This is a genomic window from Paenibacillus sophorae (assembly GCF_018966525.1).
In the GTDB taxonomy this organism is placed as follows: Bacteria; Bacillota; Bacilli; order Paenibacillales; family Paenibacillaceae; genus Paenibacillus_AQ; species Paenibacillus_AQ sophorae.
On the sequence record NZ_CP076607.1, the window covers coordinates 5,848,188 to 5,867,720 of the forward strand.

A 19,533-nucleotide genomic window follows, 5' to 3' on the forward strand; every position below is an offset into this window, starting at 1 on the left:
TACAGACGGCCACCATAGTTAAGCGCTGATTTCAGGATTCGCATGGATTACACCCCCGCATTCTTAAACAGCCCACGGCTATCCAGCAAAGTCACACCGTAATCAAAATAGATACGGAAGTCCATACCCAACCGATCGAACGGCACATACGTTTCAAGCGTAGGCTCCTCTTGACCGCGCAGGTACGTAACCTCGACCGTATCCGCGATATTCGGGTCGGCCGCGAGATACCAGGCCGTTTCCGAGTATTGGTCCAGCTCCGCATCGATAATCAGCGAATGCGCATTACGATAGACATTGACTACGCCGCTGTGATTGGCTTCCGGATCAGCTTCGCTTCGCAGGAATTGGCTGGCAACCGTCTCGAGCGCGGCCGGAACGAGCTGAAAGCTCGGCATAATGTTAAGCGTCGCAATACCCCGCTGATCCTTTTGGGTACGCATCATACGGTGAGCTTCGCCCATAGATGCTGTATTAATGACGCCGGGAGTTCCTAGGTTTTTATGATCGATATGGAACAGCGCCTTGCCATCAAAAATCACCGGATTGGAGGCCAACATTTGATAGACCAGCTTGTTAATTCCGCGCTTGGCCGCGATGACATACGCCGCCGGCACCCGGGACAACATGCTCAGGTCATCATTAATAAACGCCTCACGGGTAAATCCCCAACGTTTCGAGTACATCAGGACCGCCTTGGTCACTTTCTCGTCTTTCATGACATCGTCATACGGAATCAGCGCGTTTTGCGCTGTCAATTCCAAGTTTCCGGCCTCGGAAATCCGGTAATGCTCGGCGGACTTAAAGTCCGAGTTACTGCCTTTCCCCGTCCAATACTGGAACGTAGTAGGTGCCTCTGCATACGCCTGCGATAGCGTCTTATTTGCAGCATTGGACACAATGCCTTGGAACGTGGTGTCAGGACTGAGCGCCCGCTTCAGAAGGTCCTCGTCTCGCAGCAGATGAACACCGCTTTCGCCAGCACGCAGCAAGCATTCGACGGCCAGATCCCGCAGACGCAGACCGCGCAGTTCATTTGCACCCGGGGCCGGCTGCTCCACACGGCGCGCGGCACGCATCAAGAGGGCATCCGACGCAGCGCGGCTGAACTTGTCGCGATCCTCGTCACCCACCTGCACGGCGGAGCGCTGCGGTTTCCGGTCTTCCATCTGCTTTTGCAGGATGGCGTCCTTGACCGCGCTCACCGCGCTTCCGTTTGCGATGTAGTCCGTCGCGTCCAGGCCAAAGTTCCGGCAGAGCGTCGTGATCTCCGTCACCCGCGCCCGTTCCTCGCCCGCTGCCCGCTGGGCAATCTGCGCTGGGTCTTCAGCGGGTGGGGCCGCAGGTGGCGGGGTTGTCGAACGTGTGCCTTCCGGCGGCGCCGATCCGCCGGCGGGGGCACCGCCGTCCGGAGCGTGCATCAATCCTTGTGCGGCCAAAGCCAGCATCTTCAATCCATTCATCTCTTCATCCTCGCTTTCATTGTTTGTACTTCTGCCAACACCAACAGATGGATCGGCTGGCGTTGGCTCAATGCTGATTTCAAACGGCTGCCATTTTAGGGCCACATAGGCCGGGCCTGTAAATCGCCCATTTGCCGATGTTTTTCCCGCTTTGACTTCTTCCCAATCCTCAGATTTCACGGAGTAGCCGACAGATACGCCTTTGATGATCCCCTTTTTGACCTTTTGAAACACCTTGTCGCTGTCCACGTCGTCGTCAAACTGAACTAAGGCTCGTGCCTTACGTTGGGAATCGTCAACCCACACTTTTTGTATGACGCCGATAGGCATCCGACCATAATTGGCATCGCGACCATGGGAAAATAACAAAGCCCCGACTTCGGTTAATCGCTGAAGCTCAATCGCTCCGGGGTCATGGCTCAAAATCTCGTTACCAAAATAGCGTTCATACGGCGCTTCCGACGAAAAAGACAGCTCGACCGTACGGGCCTCCTCGTTGATCGTGCTGCGATCCAGCGCCAGCGTCCGCGTCAGCGAATTATCAGGAGGAGCCGCCGATCTATGCAGCGTCGTCGGTGGGGCCTTTCTCCTCGTCGTCTGCGGGTACTTCTTCTTCCGCAATGCCTTCACTCTCCTTTCCGGCCGTTTGGCCGATCAAATCGTTAATCAGATTGATCTCAGCAGCCCGCTGCTCGATCACATCCCTCCAATCCTCACCGCGCTCGGCGCAGATGCGGGCCAGCGTATCTTGATTGGATTCCAGCGCCGTCTTGTTGGCGTTCGCCTCTTTCTGCGGGTCAATCCAGGTGGAGCCAGGCGGAACCCATACATGAGCCAGATAAGGCTTCTTGTCCACGCCATACTTGGGAAGATCCAGCTGCCCGGAAAGGTACACGCTATCCAGAAACTCCAAATAGACCGGCCGCAGCACACGGTCGATCAGCATCTTTTGCAGCTTCTTATAGAGCTTGCGGTCCTCAATCAAGCCCTGCCTGGCGGAGGAATAGTTGACCTGCGACAAGTCCCGGCTGACTGCCTCGTAACTGAGGCCCAGTCCGGCGGCAATCATCCGAACGAGCGTCACGATAAACTCTTTGGTGTTCGACGCCTGGCCGGTCGGAATGACGGTCTGCACCTCGTCGCCCGGGTTCAGCTCGCCGATCATGCCAGGAGCCAGCGAAACACCGCTGTAATCGATCGTCTCCCCGCCCGTTTTTACTCCCCGCCCCAGCGATCCGGAAGGCGTCGCCTTTTTAATAAAGACAGACATGCAGGCGAGCACACGCTCCTTGATAGACACCGCCTCAATGAACTGATTGGCATCCTTGATGCGCGGCAGCGCGGTAACGAGCTGCGAAACCTCGCGAACCTGCTGCGGATGCGTCTTTTTATAGAGAAAGATTACATCCTTGGCCGGAATACGCACCGTCTCAGCCGGGTTAAACAGATAGCCGTCACCCTTTTTGAAATGGTAGGCCGCGGGCCGGTTCAAATCGTCCAGTTCAACCCCTTCGACAATCCGCTTTCCTTCACCGGGAACAACCAGAGTGTTTAACTCATCCACCGAACGAATCTGAAGTTTGAACGGGAACTTATCGCCTTTGACGTACACCTTCACCACAAACACGCCGCCGTCCACGATATACCGCCGAATTAGCATTTCGGATATCTCTTCTAGGGATTGAGCACCTGTCACATCCACGTTCTCAGCCTTGCAATACTCTTTCCAGAGCTCTTCGATTTCCCGATTTAGCTCGCCTCCCGCGTTCCCGGGATGATCTGCGGGGATCTTAGCTTGTAGCATAATGCCGGTGCCGGTGACATTGCGCTCGAACGCCTGCAGGATGCCGCCGGCGATGTCGCTGTTATGCTCTAAATCCTGTGCCCGCGCACGGATGAGGGCCCGCTCCTGCTGTTTGCGCTGCTCATTAGGCGATGACGCCGGGTTCCACCCGTGATTGTTCCTCCCGCGATCCCCGGCGTCAAAAACACTCATACCACTTCGCCAGGCCATGCGCTTATAGGCCCAGCGCGGACTGATTACCGCAATGGACCTGTCAATCCAGTTCAAATTCTTCACCTCCCTTCAAAATATGCCCGCCGGAACATGCTTGCGCTCTCTTCTGGCGCCTCAAGCGACCGAATTTCCTGGTCGAGTCGGTCCCTTTCCTTATATAGCAAGCCGAGATCAGGACGCTTAAGGCTACGGCCGTTGATACTGTACTCCTGCGCACCGCCGAGTATAGCGCTGATGGCCGTCTGGATTTCAGTCCTTCGCTCGTAAAGCTCGATCAGCTGCTCTTCCGGAGTCAAAGCCATGATTGTTTCCCTCCTCCTCCGCCCAGTTTTTTAGTCTTGGTTTCCCCCTCTTGCTTGAGCGGCTCGTACCGCATATACCGGATGCCCAGGCAGTCAGCTGCAAAGGCGGCATATACCTCGCAATCAAGGTAATGGTTATCCGCATGCGACGTCTTGGGTCGCCAAACCTCGATTTCACGGCGACCGTGTTTCTCCGTCACCTTTTCCTCAGCCGTCACCTGCTCGGCATAATCCTCGTCGCAGTTCTCGTACACAAACCAGCCGCCGGACTCATCCTCCTTCCGGCCGAGCCGCCCGAAGATGAAGTCCTTGAAGTAGCCACCGTCCACCATGTAGAGTGAAACGCCAAAAAGACCGCGTTCCTCACGGTCGATCTTGGTCAGGCGGTATTTAGATGGCAAAGGCGTGTTCGATCCCTTGATGGCGACAGCCCATTCCGCATTTTTGACGCAGAAATCATAGGTTTCATCGGCGTTATAGCCCGAGTCAATGGCACACAGGTTAACGAAATACTCGGTGCCGTCGCGGGCGCAGTAGGAAATGTTCATGACGTCCTCAATCTGAGTCCAAGTCTCGACGACACCATGCCGTATATTGTGGCTGGTCATGCCTTCCGACCAGGCCCGGATCGTGTAATACATGCGGTCTTTCTGCACATCGACGCCACCAGTCAGCAGAATGGTCCGATCCGGAACGACACCTTCTTCGTAGCCGCTCGCCTTGTCCAGCACCTTCGAGCTATTCAGCTTGACCGTAGTGTTATCCCACGGTTCGGCCAACCATGAATTGATAAAGTTCATGAGATTCTCCGGGCCGGCGCGTTTGGATGTCAAGAATTCCACCGCCGCGTCACCGAATCGCACCCACGGGCTGTACAGGGCATTGAGCCAAAAGCCGGTTTTGCGCTTTCTGGCCGTCGAACCGTCGGGCGCTCGCCACTCCCCGGCCCGAAGCATAGCCGGCTTGTGCGAATCGCGAATCGCGCCTTGACAGTGGATGCACTCATAATAGGCCGTCGCTCGAATCTGTTCATAATCCAAGGACTTGTCGAACCGAATACGATCCTTAAATGTCAGCGTCTGATATTGCCCGCAGTGCGGACAAGGCACGTAATACTGAAGCTTCAATTCCGCGCCTTCCCAAGCTTGCCAGATCGGCCCCGTGCGCGTCGTCGGCGTGGACGTCTGCATGATCTTCCGGTTAAACGGGAAGGTCTTGGTACGTTCCCTCGCCAGCGCTCGCGGATCAGCCTCCTTACCGGCATTCTTCGGGTATTTGTCCACTTCATCCATGAAAAGGAAGCGGATCGGTCTGGAGGACAAGGAAGCCGGGCTGTTTGCCCCTGCGATGACCGCATACATGCCATCGAATTGTAACTCCAAATCCTTGCTTCGAGTAGGCTGGAACCGGCTGCTCAGAACCGGGCTCAGTAACATCATAGGTTGGAGTCGGTTTTCTGACGTGAATTTTGCCAGTGTGTCAATTGGATAGACGATCAACACTGGGCTTGGGTCCTGGGCGACGGCGTAAGCAAACATATTATTCAGACATTCGGTCCCGCCGACCTGGGTGGGCTTTAGAAAAATAATTTCCTCTACCCGGGGATCGGTAAACGAATCCATGATGCCGCGCAGGTATGGCGTCCGGTCAGTGGACCATTGGCCGGGCTCCGCCGATGTGGTGTCCAGCACCCGAAAACGGTCCGCCCATTCGGAAACCGTAAGCTTTTCGGGTGGCCGCAAGACCTGCATCGCGGATTGGAGCCAGTCCGGCCAATTATTTTTTGCCTTTTTTGGCATGGTAAACGCCCCTGACCGACAACTGCAGCAGCACCGTGTTTGTCGTGTCGGTGATGTTTTGTTCGATCACCCGCACCAGATCCGGCTCCACAAATGGCGCGACCTCCATCGCCACCTTACGACTGTATCCAACCATCGACCGCTTCAGTGTCGTGAAAAAGCGCTGAAGCTCACTGACCACTTCATCCTTCCGGATGTATTCGCCTTTGGCGACCGCATTCCGGAGGGCTGCCGCTTCTGCCTGCTGTTCCTTCAGCCGCGCCTCATGCCTGAGCTTCTTGGCGGCGTCCGTCTTCGGCTCCTTCGACTCGCCGTCTTCGTCATCATCTTCACCGCTGCCCGTTCGGTACGCGATTACCCATTCGACGCACTCCTTCAGCGGATACCATCCCGCCTTTGCTTTGGGCATTCCCAGCTTGACCCACTGTGCAAGTGTGTTCCGGTGGACATTGAATAGCTCGGACGTGTACGAAGCGCTGATACATAAGGTTTCGTCGATCATTTTTGCGTGTGATTCCAAGCCCAAAACACCCCCTCAAGATGCACAGTGCACAGTGATTTTTATCACAAAAAAATATCGAAGACCCGGGGTCACGCGCACCCGCACCCTACCCCGGGCCCGGGAAGGACCCGCAGCCCGAAAACTCAAGGTGTCTCATCGCTATTCCTCAAATACAAATCCCTTTCAATGCTATCGCAAACCCTTTGAGCACGTCCCGCAATGTCTGAGTGCACGTCCATCGGTATCCCGATTGTCAGCAGCTCATTCAGTCGGCTCAAATACAGAAGCTTGCGATCCGTATCCTGCGGCTTCGAAGCGTCATGCCGGCCCGGATGAGGTGGGGCTGTTATCCTTCTTTCCATTCCTTTCACCCTTTCCTGCAAAATAAAAAGAGCCGCCGTAGCGACTCCTTCAAATAATGTTTGAAATTAGGACTTGCCTTCAACAAGTTCCTCTACATAATCAATTCCTTTTGCAGAAATGAATACTGCCAGAACTTCATTCATACCAGATCCCTGTCCAGTTGGGCTAATATCAATTAACCCTTTACCAGCGAGGTAGTGAAACGCTCTATGATGTTCGGAATCCGGATATAGCTCATGTTTAGTACCCACTAATGCCGAAGCATTTGGTTCTGAACCAAACCACTGAACATATAACTTTGTAAGAATACTTTCTCTGATTTTTTTACGCTCACGAACTTTCTCTAGATCTATCATTTACAGCATCCCCTCCTTATGTAATAAAAATGGATATCTTGTAAAGTGTAACACTTTTATATACAGGATATCCATTTTATTAAGTTATTTACTTTCTGTTGGAGGTGACGCAATGATTATTTTACCATCGTAAGATTTTGCACCGCTGTATAGCGTACAGATAGTGCCACCGCCTATCCACGAAACATTCCCTGTTAGGTGTAATCTATACTGACCTGCTTCAGTTGGATAGAAAGTGCTTTGATTCTCCTCAGTACTGCCTAACCCTCCTGGGTAATAAAATCCTGCGCCATCTACCGTTTCCCATGAGTCTAAAAAGTTTTTTCTGTACTGTAGATCCATTGTTAAACTAACAAGCGTAACCATCTTGCCAGGATAATTAAAACTCCAATTCCCTTCCAATCCAACACTACTAGTTCCGAACCATAAATTAAACGGGTCTGTTGCTTGTGGGGTGACTATGGATTCTGGGGTATTGTTCGTAGTATCAGTAGGTGTCGGTGCGATATGTTCGTTAAAACTATTTACAGATTCAATTGGAGCTGCTTCGTCCGCAAAAGCCGAAATAGGAGCAACAAGAATAAATGCGAATAACATTAAAGTAATAATTTTTTTAAACAATTAAGTTTTCCTCCTAAATTGAAAAGTGTATGAACAGCGGCCGTTGCTCTCACAATGAATATTAGTAAATAATTTCCTGATAGTCTACTATATTAAGGAAAAATGGTTATATTGTAATATAATTAGGAAAAAAGTATAAAAAATTGATGATAATTCTTTTGTTTTTGTCGAATTATTTGGAAACCCCTCTAAGAACAAAAGAGCCGCCATCAGCGACCCTTCGTTAAGGAAACTTTTCCTTAGTTATTCTTTTATTCTCATGCCTGGTATTACATCACCCTTGTGCTTATGCTTATTCGCTGACCAGTATTCGTTAAAACCTTGCGCACCTTTTTCGGAATGGACATTCTTATACTTCTTACCTCCAACATGGAATATGGCGGCTGACTCTGGATCTCCCTCAACCTCTCCTGTTATCATGTTGACTTCGCTGACACGCAACATTCTAAAATTTCCGTCGGCATCCTCTGCGGGAATGATGACTTTCTTGGGATCGGGCATTTTTTGAGACATGAGATTCACTCCTTTGATGTGATAAGAGTTTATTCTACACCACAAGAGTATCCCCTGCTTGACGGCTGGTCATTGCAACTATCTCACTAAATTCATGAGGAATTTGCAACCGCCTATAGGGTTATTGAATCTTCGAAAGCTTCTTCCAAGTAGACGTCTAACTCTTTGTCACCGAAAGCGTCAAAAGTTACTTTGTCAAGATCACTGGTGATCCCCTTCTCAGTTGACCTGAGTGTATCAATTAATCGAACTCCAGAATCGGGATCAATCAGCTTAACCACAAACAAGTTTTCTGAAAGGTTGCCTTCAAACACCAGTGTCAGTTCTCCGAATTTAATGGAGAGCTGACGTTTATCAACCAAAACTTCGTTGGAGACTTCCATTGCATCCCACAGTTGGGATCTCAAATTTTCAAGCGCGTCTTCAATTTGATGCCTGAGGCTGTCATACCCAATTTCATCGTGATATTTCTTAGAGAAATAGCCCACGAACTTTCCTCTAAAACTCATAGTATCCCTCCCCGATTCGTGACTCCTGCTTTATATTCGACGAACTGAAGGGATTCCCTTTCGTGTTTGCTTTCCGCATCCAAAATCCCAAACGCTTGGGAATATGAAAACGGTATGCCGCCTAACGTCACCAGGACATTGCCAGCATACCGCTTCTATATGTGATGCCCGCCGCTGCGAAACCGGTATACGGCGTCCGCTATATTATGGGCGCCGTCGCTTGGCGAGCTTGTCACCGTCATTGCTGAAGTCCCGAGTAAGCTCCGCCCCTCTCGCTTCATTTCCACGCTCTCATAGTATCACGGAAAAAGGGTCATTTGGGGGTCAACTTAGGGTCAGAAAAGTTCAAAAAGGGGTCAAAATTTCTCCCCGTCTTTGTCGAAGAATCCCAGCAGCTTCATGTTGTTGGCAATGACCGTGATTCCTTCCCTTACCCGCCGTTTAATGGTGCTGTCCTTTTCGTCGTATCCAAAGAACAGGCATGTTTCCTTCATACTGTAGCCCTCAAAGAACCGGTATTTCGTAGCCTTCTTCACATCGTCGTCCAGAATGAGGCTGTGCGCCCGTGTGAGCGCCGTTGCCCGTAACTGGTATTGTCCGTATACCCAGCGCTGTTTCTCTGCCAGCAGCACCGCGTTAGCCGTTTTGTCAGCGTGTAATTCGTCCTGATCGATCCGCCGGGCCACCTCACCGTCAATAGCGACCTGCTCCATTTCTTTCCGGTGATTCTCGTATTCGTCCATCACAATCCGCATTTTTCGGTATTCTTGCAAAAGGGCTTTGGTTCTCGCAATCTCTGCCTTGGATGCCACCGGGAACAATGCACCTTCTTCCCACTCTGCCACTGCCATTCCCCTCATTCCCCTTTATATGGTAATATATTGAGAGGAATCGTATTTTGATGAAGACCCCTGCGCCCGGCCAAGGATTGCAGGGGTTTCGTTGTGTTCACTTCACGCTATCGGTTGAGTTCTTCTTCCTCGTCTCTGAGGCGCTGGTATTCTTCCATGGTGATTGCTTCACGCTCATAGTATGGTGGAGAAACTCCGACAACGGAATCCGCGCTCATTTTGCTTTGGTGCGTGGCGATCACCCGGACGATTCCGGACACATCCCCTTTGTCCCATTCCAAAACGGCATATTCCATAGGATCATTCACCGCCCGTCTCTTCGATGACCACCGTTGCGTTGTAGATCAGCACGCGGTGGCCGTCGACGTCGAATTTGACCTTGTTGCCGTATTCGTTGACTTCAACATCGAATTTCCCTTTGTACGTCTTAATGACGTTGCCGCTCGCGTCATATACCTCAGCGACTCGGTTCAGGCCGTCAACGCTTGATTGCAAATCCTTCTGTTCCCTCTTCATTTCCTCGGTTTGCTCGCAGCCGGCCAAAATCAACAGTAAGATTGCGGCCAATGCCGCCGTTATTGCTTTTTTCATGCCCTTCATCCTTTCTGGAATAATTTCTGGAATAATTTACGTTGAAAATGACAAGGTTTCATTTCAAATATCTTAAGAGATAGATATTGCCAACTCTTTTCATCAGAGACTCTTTCCCGCGTCGTCCGCTCACAGATGCTGGTATCTTCGGTTCAGTAGCGGCTCGATCAAAACTCCAGCCGTATTTGTTTACTCGTTCCTTGAAAAGATCGTATGAAATGCCGTTGCTTTCTGCTATAGCAATCATTTCAAGCGGGTACGTTCGACGGTCTTTGTTTTGCTGGCACAGGCGATCAACCTTGTCTATGAGTGGCTCGGTGGCGGCTCTCTCCGGTTCCCATCCAGAGACGCGCACTCTTTTGTAAAACGCATTGGAGGGGATGCCGTTCTGTTCCGCAATACGTCTCCACTTCAGCAGATTTGTTTTTTTCTGAACAGGCTCATTGATTGCTCGTTCCTTTGCCCATCCTCTATCGCGTATCCGCTTTTCAAGAGTACGGCTCGTTATTCCGTTAGCCGCCGCCCGCTCGTATTCTTCTGGTGTGATATACCATTCATAATCCTGCAAGACGGCACCTCCCGGAATAATATTTGGAATAATTCCTGCTCATTTTGCTGTTACAAGTGCTCGCCGGGGTACAGTTCCTCCAAAACCTCGCTCAGAGCCGCCCTAACCTCAAGCATGTTCCCTTCTGCACAATTCCATGTCCAGGATAGCGCTGCCGCTGCTGCACCTTTCAGTCTACCTTCTCGCACATGTGCTTCTGCCAATTCCGTAGCAAGGATCTGATTAGCGCCCAATTCCTTAAGCGCAGCAGTCTTATTACTCTCATTCCCAATTCTGACGTATATCTGTCCACCAAGGATCAACACGCCCGCGTATGCCCCAACAGTCACTGATCCAATCACCGCAAATATCAAAATTATCAGATCCACCATATATCAGCGCTCCCCAGGATCAACCAACTGATCCGCAATGAAGAAGTTACCGTAATTGTCCCGCTCCCCTTTCGGAGCTGCCGGCCGCACTGTGTGAGCTGTACCACATTTCCGGCAGTTCACGATCATTTGATCGGGCGGGATGTAATCCGTTCCTTTATCCCGGCAGGCTTGATTCTTGCACCAGTACCGGAGCCGATAATGCGGAACGCCATCTTTCAGCTTGATTCCGGTTTCGTACCAGTCCGGCTTATCACCGCCTATTCTTTCGCCTATCGGCATTTGCAGCGTCCGGTCTGAGCCAATCAAGGGTGGTTTTCCGGGCTTGTCCGGCTCGGAGGCACCCTCAAATTGAGGACCACCGGAGGTTGAAGCGCGCTCTGCGGGACGATCAGAAGCTGGCAGCGTGATCGGCGTTTGCTGGATAGGCGCAATAGTCGGAATCTTGACTTCAACTGCTGCCGCCTGTTCAATTTCTCTCACTCCGAAGAAGCGCATCAGCCGTTCGATGGCCGTTTGCTTGTGATTATCGGTCGCTGCTTCCATTTCCAATTCTGCGTTTTTATTGCCCTGGCTCATAATCAATTTCAGGTATCCCATACTTGCGCCTCTTTTCTGGATATATTTAGATTATGTTGCAACGCACCCGCCGAGCCCGCCGTCCGCTTATTTCAGGCAGAGTTTCTACTGCTTTCTCTCGCGCCCGGTGCTCGATCTTGTGTCCTAAGTCCTTCCGGACCCGGATGGTGTAAAAGCGCTGAGATTGCGCCTGAATTACGGAATTGATATCTTGAAAGGCTTTGCTTAGGTCGCCGACCATTCCTTTTTGCCGCTTAAGGTAATCCACCAGCGGTTGCAGTTGCTCGATCTCCTCTTTTGCCTTCCGACGGCGCCAGCGGACTTCTCCAAGCTGCTCCCCGATCTCCCGGCGCTGCTGAGTGGATAAGGGCATCAGCTCGAGCGCATGATTTAGATCGTTGCATTCGTCGGTCAAACGCTGCTCATCCTTTTCGCATTTCTCGTAAGCGGATCTCACCGCTTTGATAATATCCAGCAATTGGCGTGTGGCTTCGTGTGCTGTCAGTTCCATCAAATCCGCTCCTCTTCCGCAGCGGCTGGCTCCTGCAGATAAGCCATCCCACAGCCCTGCACCCGGCGGGAGTGGTAATATTCCCAAACGCCATTCATTCCCCATGGACTGGCGAACGGAATGACCACGCGAATGAATTGAATCATATCCCAGTATGACGCGCCGTTGAAGTTCACTCGGTCAATCTCAGCCAGTTCGTATACTGCCTTGCACAACTCGTACACCGCCCATTTGTCGTGCGGCTTGATCCGGACCAGCTTCCGGCGGGCCGCGATTTCATTCAGGGCGCGGTTTCTCTGGATGCCTGCCCACTGAACAGCTGGCTTAGCCTTCAGATCCCGCACCCAGGCATCTACATCATTTCTGATTTCACCTATTTTTCGAAGCCCTCTTTCTTGAACAGGTGCCGGATTTACCGGTTCAAGCAGTCGCTTTTGACTATGGGGATGAAATAAGTTCAACATAGGTTCAACCTCCTCGTTTTTGGCTTTCTTGCAATCGTCCAACCAAAGCGTCATAAAGCCGCATGTATTCGGGATACTTTGGATCGTCCTTACTTGTCGAATCTAGCAACTCAGCACCTTTAAGAATCCGCTGCTGAAGTCTCTCCTGATGATAGGCTGCCAGTTCTTTGAAAAGTCGGTCGAAGTGGTCGCAAATCTCGCTTTTCGACTCAGCTAAACAATCCTCTGTCATGAATCGCTGATAAGTGACCTCGTCCATTTCTTTGCTGTCAAAAGCAGCCTGCACCTGCCGGATTAAGATTTCCTGATACTGCGCAACGAGCCGGCCCTTATCTTCTGTATTCCAACTCCGTGATTCGCTGCGTTTGTCGGTCATACATCAGCTCCACCTTCCCGCGGCTTCCATTGCGCTGCTTCGTGAAATTGACTTCCAGAATGCCTTTGCTGGATGAAGTCGGTTCGTAGTAATCGTCCCGGTACAGCAAGGCGATGACATCGGCAGAAGTTTCAATGCCAGTGCTTCCGGCCAGGTCAGCATTCCCGGGACGCTTATCCTTCCGATCCTCAACACCGCGCACGACCTGGGAAAGCCCCATCACATGACAGTCCATTTCCTGCGCCCCCGCCCGCAGTTTCCGACAGACCCTAGCAAGGGCGCTGCCGCCGTTATCGTTCGACTCTCCTTGCTCCCGAACGTCCTGAAGATAATCCACCACTACGAAATCAAGGCCCTGCGTCCGCTTTAGCCGCCGCATTTCGTCCACGATGTAGTCAGCCGACACGGCCCGGGTATCGTCGATGTATAGGGAGGTCAGCCGCTTCTTTTCACGAACCATGTGTTCGGTGTAAAAATGCTTCGGTAGCTGCCCGGTCCGGAATTGTTCAAAATCGACCTGAAGAATGTTCGCCATCATGCGGTTGAAAAGCTGCCTCTTCGCCATTTCCAAACTGAACATCGCACACTTATGCCCCTTGGCGTTCAGACGCATCAGCATTTCAAGCACAAAGGCTGTCTTGCCCATGCTCGTCCGGGCACCGATTACGGAAAAATCTTGCCGATGCCATCCTGTCGTCATCTTGTCGATGGAGTACATGCCGCTCAGAAGCCCAAATGCCTTTTTCGGGTCCTCCACAATTTCGAGGATGTAATCCACCCAGCCGTCAACATCCTTATCCGGCGTGCTCCCGTCCTTGCTCTCGCTGGTGAAAAGAGAGAGTGACCGCTGCTGGAGAACACGAAGGACGTCATCCGGGTTGTTCTCGTCATTGACCTTGCCGAGCGTTTCAAGAGACAGGGATTTCAATTCTTCGGCCAGGACGTCTTTTTTGAGCTGCTGAATCAGGGAAGGCAATCGACTTTCGCTGATGAAAGTGCCGCGCAGGTCATGCAGCAGTTTTATGCGATCTACGGGGATGCGAGAAGCGATCCCCCGGAAGCTCAGTTCTTCAGCGGCGTCCGTTTCCTGGATGATCCGGTAAAGCCAATCCAGTTCCTTGAAATGCTCCGGCGTCAGCCCATGTTTATATCCCGGGTAAAGGGAGGGGTCTTTCAAAAGCGCCCCCAGCACTTCTTCATGTGGTTCCGCTGCTCTGCCCGTAAAGTCTGTCATAGAATTCTTGATCCTCCTTGGTTACTTTGATTTTCTCAAGAGGCGGTGCTTTGCTCTGACCTGCAGTCTGATCAACCAAGCCATCACCTTCGGCGAAATCGTCCCACCCCTGTTGATTAACGAACGTGGCTCCGTCTTTAAAATACCTGTTGACTCGTTTGCAGTAAGATATATAATTCCGTGTTCCTGTCATGACCTTCTCAAAATCTAAATCAGGTGCAAGCTTGATGAATTTCTCCTGCGCCTTTTTCTTGCCAACCTTCTTCGGATACAAATTCCAAAATTCATCGAATTGAGCTATATATATATCTTTACTGTCTTTAAAAGATGTATTTAGAGCGGCTGTATCCCGCGCCCCGCTTGGGTTTGACGACTCTCCGTCTTCCCTTTTCGGGAAGTTTTTTTCAATATTTCTTCCCTTTTCGGGAAGTTCGGCAGAAAATTCAGCTTCCCGTTTTGGGAAGTTATTACCTGACGGAAAGTTCCCCTTTTGGGAAGTTTTTTTGCGACTAAAAGTTACCGTTCTGGGAAGTTTTCCTTTCTTCAATCGAAGCCTTGGGGCAGGTTTTGGTTCATCTACCGATTTGCACTTTTTCGACACTTCGATGTTCAAATGAATCAATTCCTTGAATCGTTCATCGTCCCAGCCCTTCACCGGAGATATCTGCCAAAACTCAAAATCTTCGTTAAAACGATACTCGTTCCCATTTCGGAAAATCACCTTGCAGGCGGCCAGGTGTTTCAGTTCATCGCCCGCCTTGTTCTCCCCTACACCGCAGAGGGCAAAGTCCTTCTGTCTCGGTACAACAGCAACAGTCTGATTACAGCCGTAAGAGAGTCGCCAGAGGAACATGAGAACGTCCTTCTGGCGCTTTGTGAAATCCCGGCGAATGACCTCGTCCCATATCTGATTTGCAATTCCTACATAGCCGCGTTTTCTGCGAGAGTCGGTCACCCGCCTCACCTACTCTTTCTGTCTAACAATTTGTGATGGTTCCCCCGCTTCTCCATTCCTCAAAATAGACATAGCTTCAAGCTCCGAAATGCCCAGGCTCTCAATGAACTCCCGCTCGGCACACAGGCATGTATATTCCTGCTCCATCGCCCGGTAAACCGCCGTATTACGCGCCCGGCCGTCGGGGCACACCTCGTCCAATTCATCCATCATGTGGCTGACCGCTTCAGCGCGATCCTCAACCGCGCAAAATCTTTGAAGCAGTTGATCGACCAACATCCGCTCAGGCATGGCGCACCTCCCCGAACACAGTCATCAAAAACGATTCAATCTCATATCCCAACTGAATGCGCCAAACGATCTGTTCAAGCAGCTCCAGCATGGCATCATATCCGATCTGAGAATCCATCGCAGACAGTTCTTTCATGAACGCTGAGACGGGCTGATTATAGAACCCGCTCCAGTCATAATTCAGGTGGTGGTACCGGTCCTCAAAATCGGCATTTGGAAGCATGGGAGGGCGTACATATTCATGCGTCTCCAGGCTCATCCGTACACCCCCGGGTCCAATTTTCAAAGACGTTGAGTGCTGGGTCGCTATGCCACTCCGCATAGGCTCCGCTGGAACATTGAGCGGAAACGAACAGGCCGTTTCGGTCTTTCCCGGTAATTACGTTGAGGGAATGACTCGGAAGCCGGTACAGTGCTACTACAACAATTTTGAGAATAGAGAGTAAAAAGTGTTGCTGAAGGTCAATGTTCCCGCTGGATTGCCCAAGCCTTTCTTCCAGGCTTTGCAGCACATCACTAACGCCGCTCTCAGCCACGAAACTTTGAAGTTGCTCGGCCGCTTCATCTGCCAATTCCAAGGTTTTTTGCCGATCCAGATCGTTCGGGAAAATAATTGTTGTCATCCCCGCACCTCCCGGTCCCAGCAACTGAATTCGTTTCGCATCGGGTCAGTGTGCCATTCTGCATAGGCCCCTAGACCCGAAAGAAGTTGAGCAGATATTACAGGTTCAAAGGGGGACGAAACTTCGTCCTCCCGATCATCCAAATTCGTATATACATCAAGCGTCTCTCCGTAGCGCACATACTCTTCCCATACAACAGCGCGTGCAATAGGCAAGAGAAGGCGCCAGCAACGCATACGGTCCTCTGAATGACGCTTATCGATATCAGACTTCAAGGAAGACAGCAGCCCGCTTACACCGTGCAATCGCGTGACTTCACGCATGGATGACTTGACCCATTCCGAAGCCTGGGCAGAAGGTTGGTCCTTGCGAATGGCAATACTCATATCGCCGCACCCACTTTCTCTTTGCGCACCGATTCTGCGTATTGTACATACTGCTCTTTAAGGCCGCGGGCCTCGATAAAGTTATGCTGCACGGTGGAAACATTGCAAAGATGGGAAAACATGTCGTTCTTATTAGCCTGTATCTCTTGCAGCCGATCTTCCGCCGCATCCAGCCTTGTTTTCAGATCCCTTACCTGATGCTCTAACATAATTTGATAAGCCAGCTCCATGCGCTTTTGTCTGCGCTTTTTGGCAGACTCTATACCCATAGGCATCAAGCGAAGAAGGAATTTTTTCATAAAATTTACACGCTCCCATGAATGGGTAGCCTCTTGACGCGAATGATCGAATGACGATATAATGGCGCCAAGAGTTACCCATATGATTGAATTTATGATCGTCTTAACCGCGCCCCGCCAAGGATGTGTTAAGGCGATTTTGCTTTTCAGCCGCATAATGCTCAGCTCTGACTCGATGAAGATCGGCTTCGTCGCCCCACCAGACATGGTTTATGCCAATCTGATAAACCTGCATACAGAGTTTTATCAGCGCAATGATGTTTGTCCCCGCGCAGTTTTCCTCCCACTTTTTCAATGTCCGAACCGTGATACCAACCGCCTTTGCCGCATCTTCCAGCGACATATGAGCGTTCAATCTCGCTTCCCGCAGGCTGATCGGGAACCTGCCTTCTGCAAGATGGCGGCGAAGCAACTTAATTGACTGTTGTTGCCGGTTTTGGTTATTCGGCGACATCGCTTTTCCCCTCCTTCTCCGCTCGTCTCATTTGCATGAACGGATACGTAAATGCCCCCTCATACTCGATGACCAATTCGGCCAACTTCGACAGCTGTTCCAACAGTTCCGGCTTGTCTGCAAGATCGTCATTTTGGATGGACATCATGATCCCGAACAGGCGGCTTTTGATATCGGCCATATAAACCAAATCGTTGCAGTCAATCCGTCTCATGCTCCCTACTTTTGCTGGCTGTGCAGGATTAGTCACGGGCTTTAACCCTCCTACTTTGAACAATTTTCAAATGCTTAGGCCGCGGCTTCCGGACCGGAAAGGAACGGCCATTCGGATCAACCATGAATTGCCTTCCGCTCGGGTCAGTATGCATCGTGTACATTGGGACCCCTTTGTCTGCTAACCATTCCTCCATTATCCCGGGTTGCCCTTGAGCCCTCCGCATGTCACTCATGAGGCTCATATAACGAACCAAGAACTCTCCCATTTCCCAATTCCCGTAATCCCAAATGAAGTGATGCGGGTCGCTGATCGGCTTGTCCCATCCGTGTTCCTCGATCATTTTTACTGTGGTGAAGTAGTCCTTTATCTGCCATCGTTCCCCATCGTAAAATTTGGCGATCGGGAATACCTGAACGAGCCTGCGAGGGGTGATGAGAGTCATGCAGGCCATTACGCCTTCAAACAAGGTGAGTCTATGGCGAATTCCTTCAAGCGTACTGGCGCCGTCCCGTTCTCTGTTTGCCAGCCGCACACCGTAGAGAATGGATTGATCCAATGCGATAGGATCGGGAATTTCACAGAATGCTTTCGGGATTGCGGTCATGAAGGCTTTACGAAAAATCTCCAGTTTATCCATGAGCACGTTCCTTTCGGATGATATTTTTGACGATGACGGCGTGCTGCACTGGATGGTTGAACCAAAGGCGGGCCAGATGTTCAAGAGTCAATGCCTACACCCCCATTCAAGCCCCGAGGCCGCGATGCGTTCGGAAGGCGCCTCGTTCGCATACGCTCCATGAAATGGGTCAGCCTCTGTTTTCGTTCATCGAAATCCAAGCCAGCCATCAGCAGCCCAATGTCCGCCCGTTGAAGGTCTTCGACTGCCTTAATCTGCTCGGATGAAAGAAACGGCCGGATCGATTCTCCCTTCGCAATCCCGTTCGCTTCACGGAACTTCTTTGCACTCATTCCCAGTACGATCCGATTAATCATGTCCGCTTCGTTGCTGAAATGGTAGTGCATTGGCTGTTCCTTCGAGTCGGCTATCGCTTGGGTGAAGGCGGGGTGCTCCAATTTGGCAGCCAGTAAAGAACTGATGAACGAAGCCATCGCCTCGAAGCGGTTCAGTAACCCGATCTTGACGGCCATCGCCTTGGCTCCTGTAAAGCCCATGACAATGAGCATCGCTCCTTTGTATGTCATCAGGATTTGGCGGTTCTGCTTTCCGGAAGCGTCTTTGTATTTGTCCTCAAAGAAGTTATCTTTATAGAACTCCTCGATCGTCTGACCTGCGAGCAGAAGGACCACTTCATCACTCAATCCATTTTTGGATTCAGTGATTTCGTCGATTGAACGCAGAATATGGTAATGGTTCTTATCGAATTCGCCGGCCACTTGCCGACTGCTGTACACCGCCTTATCATTCATGGCGTACAAGCCGTATTCTGTGTTCAGGATCAATTTTGTCATTAGATCGTTCTCCCTTCTTGGTGGCAATTTATCTGCCCGGGCTAACTATCGCGGCATCCCTCCCTTTAGTTGCAGGCATAACGGAAAATTCCGTTTTGGTCTCTTACGGTTATGAAATCAACCCTACGCACTTGTGAATAGATTGTGTATTAGCTATGTGCATGGGAATATTTTGAAACCACTTGAAATCGACTGCGTATGAGATTATCAATGAGTGGCGATACCATTTAACGAGGACGGTTCAGATCGTGGAAATGCTCGTCCAGGAAACGCTGCATTTCCAACCCCCGGAACATCCAGCGCCCGCCCTCGCAGTTATTTGTGATGAACTGCATTTGCTCCTTGAATGCGGGGTTTAAAAGGACGTTTTCGAGAAGCCAGTCCCTTTTGCGACAAGTTTCAGCTTCGAGGCGTTTTAAGTCCCACCACATTCCCGGGCCTTTATCTTGGAGAAGACGCCTCGTTTCATCTTCAATGAGTTGTCGGATATATTTCGGATCAATAATGATTTTGAACTCTGTTCTTTCCTCCATGACTTCCCTCTCCTTTAATTTCTTGATTGCCTGTACTTCGAATTAATTCAAATAATTCAGAGGGGATTAATTCTCTCGCCGCCGCTAAACGAAGCTCGATTTCATCAATTTCAATAATTTCGGCTAATGCTTTATTAATGTGATCTTTTGCTGGGGGAAGATTTCCATTTTGCAATTTGCTTAATATCGCCCTATCTACCCACAAGTCTTTTTTTGCGAGTTTCATACAAACTTGACCGAGAGACATTTTTTTAGCGGCTATACCTTGTTTAATGAGTTCGGCATAGGTCATAAAATTTTTCCTCCTTTCATTCG

Annotated in this window: 31 protein-coding genes; all 31 read right to left on the bottom strand. The window is 50.8% G+C overall.

What is annotated here, in order from left to right; translation table 11 throughout:
• Positions 1–47 precede the first annotated feature (47 nt).
• The 31 genes from KP014_RS28360 to KP014_RS28510 all read right to left on the bottom strand — a co-directional run bounded on the left by KP014_RS28360 (position 48) and on the right by KP014_RS28510 (position 19,510).
• Positions 48–2,084: a prohead protease/major capsid protein fusion protein gene (locus tag KP014_RS28360; RefSeq protein WP_051500375.1), complete on the bottom strand. Its 2,037-nt coding sequence runs from the start codon at positions 2,082–2,084 to the stop codon at positions 48–50.
• On the bottom strand, positions 2,023–3,543 hold the full coding sequence (locus tag KP014_RS28365; RefSeq protein WP_036599410.1) for a phage portal protein: 1,521 nt from the start codon (positions 3,541–3,543) through the stop codon (positions 2,023–2,025). Before KP014_RS28365 ends, KP014_RS28360 begins: the two co-directional genes overlap by 62 nt.
• Complete coding sequence (locus KP014_RS28370) at positions 3,540–3,782, bottom strand: DUF6148 family protein (RefSeq protein ID WP_036599408.1); 243 nt, start codon at positions 3,780–3,782, stop codon at positions 3,540–3,542. The genes KP014_RS28365 and KP014_RS28370 overlap by 4 nt, the downstream gene beginning before the upstream one ends.
• Complete coding sequence (locus KP014_RS28375; RefSeq protein ID WP_036599407.1) at positions 3,773–5,581, bottom strand: phage terminase large subunit family protein; 1,809 nt, start codon at positions 5,579–5,581, stop codon at positions 3,773–3,775. The genes KP014_RS28370 and KP014_RS28375 overlap by 10 nt, the downstream gene beginning before the upstream one ends.
• Positions 5,559–6,101 carry a hypothetical protein gene (locus KP014_RS28985; protein WP_246590609.1) on the bottom strand — a complete coding sequence of 181 codons (543 nt, stop codon included), beginning with the start codon at positions 6,099–6,101 and terminating at the stop codon, positions 5,559–5,561. Before KP014_RS28985 ends, KP014_RS28375 begins: the two co-directional genes overlap by 23 nt.
• Before the next feature lie 410 nt (positions 6,102–6,511).
• On the bottom strand, positions 6,512–6,802 hold the full coding sequence (locus tag KP014_RS28385; RefSeq protein ID WP_036599402.1) for a hypothetical protein: 291 nt from the start codon (positions 6,800–6,802) through the stop codon (positions 6,512–6,514).
• A gap of 84 nt (positions 6,803–6,886) precedes the next feature.
• Positions 6,887–7,423 (bottom strand): hypothetical protein, encoded by a 537-nt coding sequence (locus tag KP014_RS28390; protein ID WP_036599401.1) that lies wholly within the window; start codon positions 7,421–7,423, stop codon positions 6,887–6,889.
• 243 nt (positions 7,424–7,666) lie between these two features.
• Positions 7,667–7,936: a hypothetical protein gene (locus KP014_RS28395; RefSeq protein WP_036599399.1), complete on the bottom strand. Its 270-nt coding sequence runs from the start codon at positions 7,934–7,936 to the stop codon at positions 7,667–7,669.
• A 113-nt stretch (positions 7,937–8,049) separates the two neighbouring features.
• Positions 8,050–8,445: a hypothetical protein gene (locus KP014_RS28400; protein ID WP_036599398.1), complete on the bottom strand. Its 396-nt coding sequence runs from the start codon at positions 8,443–8,445 to the stop codon at positions 8,050–8,052.
• A gap of 356 nt (positions 8,446–8,801) precedes the next feature.
• Complete coding sequence (locus tag KP014_RS28405) at positions 8,802–9,296, bottom strand: hypothetical protein (RefSeq protein WP_036599396.1); 495 nt, start codon at positions 9,294–9,296, stop codon at positions 8,802–8,804.
• A 107-nt stretch (positions 9,297–9,403) separates the two neighbouring features.
• Positions 9,404–9,592, bottom strand: coding sequence for a hypothetical protein (locus KP014_RS28410; protein ID WP_216700438.1), 189 nt, complete (start codon positions 9,590–9,592; stop codon positions 9,404–9,406).
• A 4-nt stretch (positions 9,593–9,596) separates the two neighbouring features.
• Positions 9,597–9,887, bottom strand: coding sequence for a DUF5052 family protein (locus tag KP014_RS28415; RefSeq protein ID WP_036599392.1), 291 nt, complete (start codon positions 9,885–9,887; stop codon positions 9,597–9,599).
• Between the two features lie 58 nt (positions 9,888–9,945).
• Positions 9,946–10,455: a hypothetical protein gene (locus tag KP014_RS28420; RefSeq protein ID WP_090834792.1), complete on the bottom strand. Its 510-nt coding sequence runs from the start codon at positions 10,453–10,455 to the stop codon at positions 9,946–9,948.
• 50 nt (positions 10,456–10,505) lie between these two features.
• Positions 10,506–10,826, bottom strand: a complete 321-nt coding sequence (locus KP014_RS28425; RefSeq protein WP_036603531.1) for a hypothetical protein — start codon at positions 10,824–10,826, stop codon at positions 10,506–10,508.
• A 3-nt stretch (positions 10,827–10,829) separates the two neighbouring features.
• Positions 10,830–11,426 (bottom strand): hypothetical protein, encoded by a 597-nt coding sequence (locus KP014_RS28430; RefSeq protein ID WP_036603528.1) that lies wholly within the window; start codon positions 11,424–11,426, stop codon positions 10,830–10,832.
• A gap of 25 nt (positions 11,427–11,451) precedes the next feature.
• Positions 11,452–11,916 carry a hypothetical protein gene (locus KP014_RS28435; RefSeq protein ID WP_036603525.1) on the bottom strand — a complete coding sequence of 155 codons (465 nt, stop codon included), beginning with the start codon at positions 11,914–11,916 and terminating at the stop codon, positions 11,452–11,454.
• Entirely contained in the window at positions 11,916–12,380 is a 465-nt protein-coding gene (locus tag KP014_RS28440; protein ID WP_036603522.1) for a hypothetical protein, read from the bottom strand. Before KP014_RS28440 ends, KP014_RS28435 begins: the two co-directional genes overlap by 1 nt.
• A gap of 4 nt (positions 12,381–12,384) precedes the next feature.
• Complete coding sequence (locus KP014_RS28445; protein ID WP_036603519.1) at positions 12,385–12,756, bottom strand: hypothetical protein; 372 nt, start codon at positions 12,754–12,756, stop codon at positions 12,385–12,387.
• Positions 12,710–13,990, bottom strand: coding sequence for a replicative DNA helicase (locus KP014_RS28450; protein WP_051500611.1), 1,281 nt, complete (start codon positions 13,988–13,990; stop codon positions 12,710–12,712). The genes KP014_RS28445 and KP014_RS28450 overlap by 47 nt, the downstream gene beginning before the upstream one ends.
• The gene (locus KP014_RS28455) at positions 13,953–14,945 is read right to left on the bottom strand and encodes a replication protein (protein ID WP_051500610.1); all 993 of its coding nucleotides are present in this window, start codon (positions 14,943–14,945) and stop codon (positions 13,953–13,955) included. The genes KP014_RS28450 and KP014_RS28455 overlap by 38 nt, the downstream gene beginning before the upstream one ends.
• A 9-nt stretch (positions 14,946–14,954) precedes the next feature.
• The gene (locus KP014_RS28460; RefSeq protein WP_036603516.1) at positions 14,955–15,236 is read right to left on the bottom strand and encodes a hypothetical protein; all 282 of its coding nucleotides are present in this window, start codon (positions 15,234–15,236) and stop codon (positions 14,955–14,957) included.
• The gene (locus KP014_RS28465) at positions 15,229–15,495 is read right to left on the bottom strand and encodes a hypothetical protein (protein ID WP_036603513.1); all 267 of its coding nucleotides are present in this window, start codon (positions 15,493–15,495) and stop codon (positions 15,229–15,231) included. Before KP014_RS28465 ends, KP014_RS28460 begins: the two co-directional genes overlap by 8 nt.
• Entirely contained in the window at positions 15,476–15,859 is a 384-nt protein-coding gene (locus KP014_RS28470; RefSeq protein WP_036603511.1) for a hypothetical protein, read from the bottom strand. The genes KP014_RS28465 and KP014_RS28470 overlap by 20 nt, the downstream gene beginning before the upstream one ends.
• Complete coding sequence (locus tag KP014_RS28475) at positions 15,856–16,182, bottom strand: hypothetical protein (RefSeq protein ID WP_139210676.1); 327 nt, start codon at positions 16,180–16,182, stop codon at positions 15,856–15,858. The genes KP014_RS28470 and KP014_RS28475 overlap by 4 nt, the downstream gene beginning before the upstream one ends.
• 59 nt (positions 16,183–16,241) lie before the next feature.
• On the bottom strand, positions 16,242–16,544 hold the full coding sequence (locus KP014_RS28480) for a hypothetical protein (RefSeq protein WP_036603508.1): 303 nt from the start codon (positions 16,542–16,544) through the stop codon (positions 16,242–16,244).
• A 103-nt stretch (positions 16,545–16,647) separates the two neighbouring features.
• Positions 16,648–16,998, bottom strand: a complete 351-nt coding sequence (locus KP014_RS28485; RefSeq protein WP_036603505.1) for a helix-turn-helix transcriptional regulator — start codon at positions 16,996–16,998, stop codon at positions 16,648–16,650.
• A complete protein-coding gene (locus tag KP014_RS28490) occupies positions 16,985–17,248 on the bottom strand; it encodes a hypothetical protein (RefSeq protein ID WP_036603502.1) in 264 nt (87 codons plus the stop codon). The genes KP014_RS28485 and KP014_RS28490 overlap by 14 nt, the downstream gene beginning before the upstream one ends.
• Positions 17,241–17,852, bottom strand: coding sequence for a hypothetical protein (locus KP014_RS28495; protein ID WP_051500609.1), 612 nt, complete (start codon positions 17,850–17,852; stop codon positions 17,241–17,243). Before KP014_RS28495 ends, KP014_RS28490 begins: the two co-directional genes overlap by 8 nt.
• A gap of 80 nt (positions 17,853–17,932) precedes the next feature.
• A complete protein-coding gene (locus tag KP014_RS28500) occupies positions 17,933–18,685 on the bottom strand; it encodes a Rha family transcriptional regulator (RefSeq protein WP_051500608.1) in 753 nt (250 codons plus the stop codon).
• 227 nt (positions 18,686–18,912) lie between these two features.
• The gene (locus KP014_RS28505; protein WP_036603499.1) at positions 18,913–19,218 is read right to left on the bottom strand and encodes a DUF771 domain-containing protein; all 306 of its coding nucleotides are present in this window, start codon (positions 19,216–19,218) and stop codon (positions 18,913–18,915) included.
• The gene (locus tag KP014_RS28510; RefSeq protein WP_051500607.1) at positions 19,184–19,510 is read right to left on the bottom strand and encodes a hypothetical protein; all 327 of its coding nucleotides are present in this window, start codon (positions 19,508–19,510) and stop codon (positions 19,184–19,186) included. The genes KP014_RS28505 and KP014_RS28510 overlap by 35 nt, the downstream gene beginning before the upstream one ends.
• Positions 19,511–19,533 lie beyond the last annotated feature (23 nt).

What these genes read in the sequence shown, in the direction of transcription:
- KP014_RS28370 (WP_036599408.1), bottom strand. Translation starts at nt 3,782, where the DNA reads ATGGCTTTGACTCCGGAAGAGCAGCTGATCGAGCTTTACGAGCGAAGG.
- KP014_RS28375 (WP_036599407.1), bottom strand. Translation starts at nt 5,581, where the DNA reads ATGCCAAAAAAGGCAAAAAATAATTGGCCGGACTGGCTCCAATCCGCG.
- KP014_RS28385 (WP_036599402.1), bottom strand. Translation starts at nt 6,802, where the DNA reads ATGATAGATCTAGAGAAAGTTCGTGAGCGTAAAAAAATCAGAGAAAGT.
- KP014_RS28395 (WP_036599399.1), bottom strand. Translation starts at nt 7,936, where the DNA reads ATGTCTCAAAAAATGCCCGATCCCAAGAAAGTCATCATTCCCGCAGAG.
- KP014_RS28400 (WP_036599398.1), bottom strand. Translation starts at nt 8,445, where the DNA reads ATGAGTTTTAGAGGAAAGTTCGTGGGCTATTTCTCTAAGAAATATCAC.
- KP014_RS28405 (WP_036599396.1), bottom strand. Translation starts at nt 9,296, where the DNA reads ATGGCAGTGGCAGAGTGGGAAGAAGGTGCATTGTTCCCGGTGGCATCC.
- KP014_RS28410 (WP_216700438.1), bottom strand. Translation starts at nt 9,592, where the DNA reads ATGGAATATGCCGTTTTGGAATGGGACAAAGGGGATGTGTCCGGAATC.
- KP014_RS28415 (WP_036599392.1), bottom strand. Translation starts at nt 9,887, where the DNA reads ATGAAAAAAGCAATAACGGCGGCATTGGCCGCAATCTTACTGTTGATT.
- KP014_RS28425 (WP_036603531.1), bottom strand. Translation starts at nt 10,826, where the DNA reads ATGGTGGATCTGATAATTTTGATATTTGCGGTGATTGGATCAGTGACT.
- KP014_RS28430 (WP_036603528.1), bottom strand. Translation starts at nt 11,426, where the DNA reads ATGGGATACCTGAAATTGATTATGAGCCAGGGCAATAAAAACGCAGAA.
- KP014_RS28435 (WP_036603525.1), bottom strand. Translation starts at nt 11,916, where the DNA reads ATGGAACTGACAGCACACGAAGCCACACGCCAATTGCTGGATATTATC.
- KP014_RS28440 (WP_036603522.1), bottom strand. Translation starts at nt 12,380, where the DNA reads ATGTTGAACTTATTTCATCCCCATAGTCAAAAGCGACTGCTTGAACCG.
- KP014_RS28445 (WP_036603519.1), bottom strand. Translation starts at nt 12,756, where the DNA reads ATGACCGACAAACGCAGCGAATCACGGAGTTGGAATACAGAAGATAAG.
- KP014_RS28450 (WP_051500611.1), bottom strand. Translation starts at nt 13,990, where the DNA reads ATGACAGACTTTACGGGCAGAGCAGCGGAACCACATGAAGAAGTGCTG.
- KP014_RS28460 (WP_036603516.1), bottom strand. Translation starts at nt 15,236, where the DNA reads ATGCCTGAGCGGATGTTGGTCGATCAACTGCTTCAAAGATTTTGCGCG.
- KP014_RS28465 (WP_036603513.1), bottom strand. Translation starts at nt 15,495, where the DNA reads ATGAGCCTGGAGACGCATGAATATGTACGCCCTCCCATGCTTCCAAAT.
- KP014_RS28470 (WP_036603511.1), bottom strand. Translation starts at nt 15,859, where the DNA reads ATGACAACAATTATTTTCCCGAACGATCTGGATCGGCAAAAAACCTTG.
- KP014_RS28475 (WP_139210676.1), bottom strand. Translation starts at nt 16,182, where the DNA reads ATGCGTGAAGTCACGCGATTGCACGGTGTAAGCGGGCTGCTGTCTTCC.
- KP014_RS28480 (WP_036603508.1), bottom strand. Translation starts at nt 16,544, where the DNA reads ATGAAAAAATTCCTTCTTCGCTTGATGCCTATGGGTATAGAGTCTGCC.
- KP014_RS28485 (WP_036603505.1), bottom strand. Translation starts at nt 16,998, where the DNA reads ATGTCGCCGAATAACCAAAACCGGCAACAACAGTCAATTAAGTTGCTT.
- KP014_RS28495 (WP_051500609.1), bottom strand. Translation starts at nt 17,852, where the DNA reads ATGGATAAACTGGAGATTTTTCGTAAAGCCTTCATGACCGCAATCCCG.
- KP014_RS28500 (WP_051500608.1), bottom strand. Translation starts at nt 18,685, where the DNA reads ATGACAAAATTGATCCTGAACACAGAATACGGCTTGTACGCCATGAAT.
- KP014_RS28505 (WP_036603499.1), bottom strand. Translation starts at nt 19,218, where the DNA reads ATGGAGGAAAGAACAGAGTTCAAAATCATTATTGATCCGAAATATATC.
- KP014_RS28510 (WP_051500607.1), bottom strand. Translation starts at nt 19,510, where the DNA reads ATGACCTATGCCGAACTCATTAAACAAGGTATAGCCGCTAAAAAAATG.